The organism is Flavobacterium sp. (genome assembly GCF_046153165.1).
Lineage (GTDB): Bacteria > Bacteroidota > Bacteroidia > Flavobacteriales > Flavobacteriaceae > Flavobacterium.
Genome location: NZ_JBJXEN010000065.1, coordinates 1 through 6,414, shown reverse-complemented (window position 1 = coordinate 6,414; position 6,414 = coordinate 1). Strand labels below are relative to the sequence as shown.

General features: G+C 30.4%; 5 protein-coding genes. 2 read left to right on the top strand and 3 right to left on the bottom strand.

What is annotated here, in order from left to right; all coding sequences use genetic code 11:
* Both ACKVOV_RS07255 and ACKVOV_RS07250 read left to right on the top strand, forming a co-directional pair.
* A partial coding sequence (locus tag ACKVOV_RS07255; RefSeq protein WP_409206097.1) for a T9SS type A sorting domain-containing protein occupies positions 1 to 1,301 on the top strand: 1,301 nt, incomplete at its 5' end.
* A 151-nt stretch (positions 1,302 to 1,452) separates the two neighbouring features.
* Positions 1,453 to 1,968 (top strand): hypothetical protein, encoded by a 516-nt coding sequence (locus ACKVOV_RS07250; RefSeq protein WP_409206096.1) that lies wholly within the window; start codon positions 1,453 to 1,455, stop codon positions 1,966 to 1,968.
* Between the two features lie 54 nt (positions 1,969 to 2,022).
* On the opposite strand, the gene ACKVOV_RS07245 is transcribed toward ACKVOV_RS07250, so the two are convergent.
* From ACKVOV_RS07245 to ACKVOV_RS07235, 3 genes are all read right to left on the bottom strand, one after another.
* Positions 2,023 to 3,957, bottom strand: coding sequence for a tetratricopeptide repeat protein (locus ACKVOV_RS07245; RefSeq protein WP_409206095.1), 1,935 nt, complete (start codon positions 3,955 to 3,957; stop codon positions 2,023 to 2,025).
* Positions 3,958 to 3,961: 4 nt separating this feature from the next.
* Positions 3,962 to 4,705: a glycosyltransferase family 2 protein gene (locus ACKVOV_RS07240; RefSeq protein ID WP_409206094.1), complete on the bottom strand. Its 744-nt coding sequence runs from the start codon at positions 4,703 to 4,705 to the stop codon at positions 3,962 to 3,964.
* Between the two features lie 5 nt (positions 4,706 to 4,710).
* A partial coding sequence (locus ACKVOV_RS07235; protein ID WP_409206093.1) for a tetratricopeptide repeat protein occupies positions 4,711 to 6,414 on the bottom strand: 1,704 nt, incomplete at its 5' end.

Below are 6,414 nucleotides of genomic sequence, written 5' to 3'. Positions count from 1 at the left end.
GAGATGGAACGGTTTCGGTAACAGGATTAAGTGCAGGAACATGGACTTGTACTGTGACAGATGCTAATAGTTGTACTGCAACAAGAACATTTACGGTAACACAACCACCAGCTATATCAGTAACAGCTTCATCACAAACTAATGTGGCTTGTTTTGGAGGGGCAACTGGTGCAGCAACTATCAATACACCAACAGGAGGAGCAGGAGGTTATACTTATGATTGGACTCCAGGTACCCCAACAGGAGATGGAACGGTTTCGGTAACAGGATTAAGTGCAGGAACATGGACTTGTACTGTGACAGATGCTAATAGTTGTACTGCAACAACAACTTTTAATGTAACACAACCACCAGCTTTATCAGTAACAGCTGCATCACAAACTAATGTGGCTTGTTTTGGCGGGGCTACTGGTGCAGCAACTATCAATACACCAACAGGAGGAGCAGGAGGTTATACTTACAATTGGACTCCAGGTAACCCAACAGGAGATGGAACGGTTTCGGTAACAGGATTAAGTGCAGGAACATGGACTTGTACTGTGACAGATGCTAATAGTTGTACTGCAACAAGAACATTTACAGTAACACAACCACCAGTTATATCAGTAACACCCGCATCACAAACTAATGTGGCTTGTAATGGAGGGGCAACTGGTGCAGCAACTATCAATACACCAACAGGAGGAACACCAGGTTATACTTACGATTGGACTCCAGGTACACCAACAGGAGATGGAACAGTTTCTGTAAGTGGATTAACTGCAGGATCATGGACTTGTACTACAACAGATGCTAATGGATGTACCGCAACTCAAATATTTACTATTACACAACCAGCTGCTTTAGATAATACAGTTTCTCAAGCATTAGGAGTGTTGACAGCTAATCTGAATGGTGCAACTTATCAATGGTATACTTGTCCAAATACTTTATTAACTGGCGAAACAAATCAAAGTTATACACCTTCGGTTGTTGGTGATTATAAAGTTGATGTAACGCTTGCTGGTTGTACAGTAACTTCAAGTTGTGTGACAGTTTCAGTTCTTGGAAATCCATCTTTTGAACTATTCTCAAAATTCAAATTATATCCTAATCCAAATGGAGGAAGACTTAATGTTGATTCTGAAATAGATGGAAATGTTTTAATTGTAAATCAATTAGGACAAATTGTTAAAACATTTAGTGTAAAAGCAAATGTTATTAATACCATAAATATTGATGAATTAACTGACGGAACTTATTTTGTTAAAGGAACTAATGGAATGAATATTAGTACACATAAATTAATAATTAAAAAATAATTTTTTAATACTTAAAAAGTAAAAGGCTGCCTTAAATGGGCAGCCTTTACTTTTTAATTTATTTGATAAAATATCTAATAATGATAAAAAAAAGTTATTTTTACAAAATATAGCTCTCTATATATATAACAAACTAAACTCATAACTAAATATGAAAAGAAGATTATTTCTTAAAAAAACGAGTATAGCAACTACGGGTATTTTACTTTTTTCTGGTTCAGAACTATACTCAGAAAATATAGCTGTTAAAAAAAGTAATATTATTGATTTGTCACCAATCTCAATTAGTGCTAAGAAAATCACACTTAAAGGCTCAATTATAGATTCACAAACATTACGACCAATAAGAAATAGTCAAATTAGTATTAAAATGAAGAACAATAGAATGTTCTCAACTAATAAAGAGATGGTTAGTCAAGAAGGCGAATATAATGTAGTTAGTGGATTTACTGCTTCGGGTCAGGTTCGTAAAAAAATGCACGTTGAAATTAAAGCAGATGGATATAAACCTTATGATGGTATAATTTTTGTTACCCCAAGTGGTTGTAATCTTCATAGTAATGAATGGGCTTATAATAAAAATTTTGACCCTAGTAATTGCCCACAAAACAAAAGCAACGGAGATGAAACATTAACAATGTTTAATTTTCATTTAGTAAAAAATTAAATAGTTACTTTAAATATAAAAAAAACTCATATTCTTGAATATGAGTTTTTTTTGTTATCGTTTGTTATATTCGGATAAATAATAGTTTGACTTTTCTATATTTCCTATTGCTCTATTTGCCATTGATAAACAATTTAAAGCATTTTTCTGATTCGGATTTAGCTGGTATGCTTTTTCAAAAGCAATAATAGCTTCTTTAAATCTGGAAGAAACTGCAAGAGTATTACCGTAATTTAAATACATTTCTGCATGTTCAGGATATAATTTTAAACCATCTTCAAAAATTATAATTGCTTTTTGATATTCTTTACTATTAAATAAGGCAACACCATAAAAATTATAAGTATTATATTGAATTGATTTATTTTCGATTGCTTTTTTATAATTTATAATAGCTAAAGCATACTCATTTTTCATAAAATATATATCGGCAAGATTTCCAAAAAGAGTAATATCATTTGGATTTATTTGCAAAGCTTTTTGAGTGCAATCTAAAGCTTTTTGATATTGCTTAATCCTATAATAACAAACACCTAAATTAACTAATGAACCCTTATCTTTTGGGTCAATCTGCAAAGCTTTTTCATAATTTGCAATGATTTGAGGTAATTGTGTTTGCTGATTATTAACATCCTCAGGTAATTGCGAAAATAAAGCTGTAGCATTATTAAAATTAACTCTAGCACTATTAGGAGTATGATTTACATCTTCTGTAAAAAGAGTAAAATTAGATTTCCATGCTTTGTTTCTTCCAAAGGAATAATAAGAATACAACCCAGCTACTATAAACAAACCATAAATAACAGGATGCGAATAGCTTTTAAGTTCCATTATTTTAAAAGAATAAAAAATAATGAAAACCACAGCTATACATATACCTAAAACAGGCGTGTATAGTAAGCGATCTCCCATTGTAGCGCCAATTAGTGTAAAAATATTTGTAACCAAAAGAATTGTAACAAAAAAGAAACCGATACCAAAAGTCACTATTGCATTTTTACTTCTAAATTTGAACGCAATCAAGATTAAAATCGCAATCAAAATTAAACTCCCTATAAATTGATAGGATAATAGACCTACACATGGAATTTGGTTAAAAGAATAATCATAACTTAAGTTATAAGGTACAATTGAATTTAGAATATAACGACCCAAAACAGAAAAACCAGTTGCAACCTGAGTAATAATATCACCACAACCTACCAGTGAATTATCCAAATAAGTATACTGAATTCTTTTGTAAGGTGATGATTGAATAACATACTGATGCCATGAAAGCCATGCTATAGAAACAACAATAAAGGGTAATGTCTTTTTGAAAATTAATTTTAAATTTTTCATTTTATTCCAAAAAAGAACAATTAAAATGGGTAAAAATAAAATTCCTGCTTCTTTTGAGAGCAAACAAAATATATAAGAAAGGATGCCTAAAATAAAATAGCCTACACTTTCTTTACAAAAAAGACAATATATAGTAATAGTGAAAAATAATAAACAGAGTATTTCATCTCTACTTTTTATGTTTGCTACAACTTCTGTATGAATAGGATGTACTGCAAAAAGGAGTACTATAAAAAAGGGAATCCAAATAGTATAGTTGCTTAAAAAATGCTTCAAAACAGTAAACAAAAGTAATATGTTTAAAGTGTATAATATAACATTACAAAAATGATGAATAAAAGGATTATTGGGCATAAATTGCCATTCAACAGCAAAAGAGATAAGAGACATTGGTCTATATAATCCTGCGTTAGAATCCCAATATCCTTGCCAATAAAAAGTTGTTAATATGTCTGGAATGCCAGCAATACCATTTTTGACAAATTTATTTTGTTCAATTACAGCAATATCATCGAGGACAAATCCGTGCATAAGTGTATTGGCAAACAAGAAAAAGGATACAATTCCTAGTAGCCAAAACATCCATGAGTAAGAGACGATTTTTTCTGTTTTTATTTCTGCGGTGCTATTTTTTACTTTTTTAGACATTTTTTTAAATTTTATTAAACAAATCAAATTTCCAAAGCCTCCATTTCTGAATTCGATATGAACAAGACACTCTTAAAACACCTAATCCATAGCTAACACTTCTTTTAAAATTAATGCTACTGGCTTCTTCAAAATATTTTGTAGGACAAGTTATTTCTCCAATAGAAAAGTTTGCATAAGTAATTTGTCCTAATAGTTCATTATCAAAAACAAAGTCATCAGAATTATTCTGATAGGGTATATTTTCTAAAACCTGACGACTATAAGCACGGTATCCAGTATGATATTCACTTAATTTTTGATTCATCATAATGTTCTGAAATAATGTTAAAAATCGGTTGGCAATATATTTGTATAAAGGCATACCACCGGCTCTAGCTCCTTTTCCTAAAATTCGAGACCCCATCATTACGTCAAATAACCCATTCGCAATAGGATATGTCATTGCCTCTAATAAAAGAGGAGTGTATTGATAATCTGGATGAAGCATTATTATGATATCTGCTTTTTGTTCTAAGGCAATGTCGTAGCACGTTTTTTGATTACCACCATATCCTTTATTTTGATTGTGCTTAATTACTATTTCTATACCAATTTTTTTGGCCAAAGCAGATGTTTCATCAGAGGAGAAGTCATCTACTAAAATTACCTGATCAACTATTGAAGGTATTTCATTGTAAGTGCGCTCTAATGTTTGTGAAGCATTATAAGCAGGCATAACTACTATAATTTTTTTTCCATTAATCATAGCAATTAAAATTTAATCTTTAAAAACTCTTTGGATACACCGCAAGTTGCATAAGCCTTTTGTAGTTCATTTCTGGAAGCTATATCTGTCGTATTTGAGCTTATTTTTTCTTCTAAATTCGCAATAGCTTGTGCCACCCTTTTTCCATTTTGTGCATCTGAAAGGGTTGGGTCTATAGATAAAGCAGAACCAAAAGCATCTGCCGCTAATTTAAATTGTCCAGTCATAAAATAAGAACCTCCTAAATTATTCCAAATTGAGGCGTCATAGGGATTCATTTTTGAAGCAATAACAAGAGGTTTGACAGCATTTTTAAATTCTTTCTTGGAACCATAAGTCATTCCTTCATTTAAAAAAACATATGAATTTTGCTTTAAAAAAGGATGTGGACCATTAAATAGTTTGGCCGCTTGAATCCAATTTTCTCCAGCTTTTTCTTTATTACCCAAATGGAAATAGCACAAACCTCGATTTAAGTGCGCTACTACATATTTAGGGTGAATTTGTATCGCTTTGTCAAAATAAACAATAGCACTTTTTAATTCTTTTTTATAATTTTCTGTATCTAAAACGGATGGATTCTTAAGCTCAGAATAAGAAGCATATGCTTTATTATATATTTCTGTTCCTATATTACTGTTTGCAAGAGTACTATTAGGTACTGTTTTTACATCGGCAGAGAATAATGTATAATTTGATTTCCAATCTGAGTTTCTTTTGATTGTTTTAAAAGAAAAAAGCAATAATACAGGAAGTAAAAGTATAGTAAACAGTATTTTTTTTTGAATAATTTCTAATGCAATTTTATCATAAAGTTTTTCGCCAAACATTACTAAAATAATACACAATCCAAGTGAAGAATGGTACACCAGTCGTTCTCCCATAGTTGCTCCAATATTAAATACAAGGTTATTAACTAATATTAAAAATCCTATAAAAATTGCTAATGGAAAAGCAATTGACATTCTTTTTTTTAATGCATAAAAAAATGACAGAGCTAAACCAATATATAGAACAAGCGAAGCTAAAAACTTCCAATTTGCCAATCCAATATAAGTAAAATGGCTATACGAATAATCAGATGATAAATGCATTGGAAATAGTAATACTTTAAGATATTCCCATAAAAGCGAAACTTTAGAAGCAAAGGATTGTATTGGAGTTGCATATAAATAAGGATTATTAAGAACATCGATTGTAGTAGATGTTGTATGCAAATTGTTGAAGACTGTAAATCGAATTAAAATAAAAATTGAGGCAATTACAATTAATCTGATTAGAGCAGAATTAAAGATGTCTTTAGTATTCATTTTTAAAATACTCAAATATCCAATTACTACAATAAAAGGGACTATCATCGCATATTCTTTGGATAATAATGCCAAAATAAAACTAATAGTTGATAACCAAAGATTGCTTTTGGTTTTTTCTTTTGCATAAGAAAAGCAATAATGTAAGGTTAGAATGATAAATAAAAAAGACAGAATTTCATCACGACTTTTAATATTAGCAATTACTTCAGTGTGAACAGGGTGGGTTACAAATAAAAGTACTGTTATAAAAGCAAGAATAGGTTTTGTGATAAAAATATGTTTCCTTAAAAAAAGAAGCAAAACTAGCATTGAAATTGTAAACAATAAAAACTGAACAATATGTCTAAGTGGAGCTAAATCTAATGCTGCTTTAGTTATTTTATTTTTTACTTTTTC

Bases quoted from the DNA above. Each gene is read 5' to 3' on its own strand.
- ACKVOV_RS07250 (WP_409206096.1), top strand. From the start codon at position 1,453: ATGAAAAGAAGATTATTTCTTAAAAAAACGAGTATAGCAACTACGGGT.
- ACKVOV_RS07245 (WP_409206095.1), bottom strand. From the start codon at position 3,957: ATGTCTAAAAAAGTAAAAAATAGCACCGCAGAAATAAAAACAGAAAAA.
- ACKVOV_RS07240 (WP_409206094.1), bottom strand. From the start codon at position 4,705: ATGATTAATGGAAAAAAAATTATAGTAGTTATGCCTGCTTATAATGCT.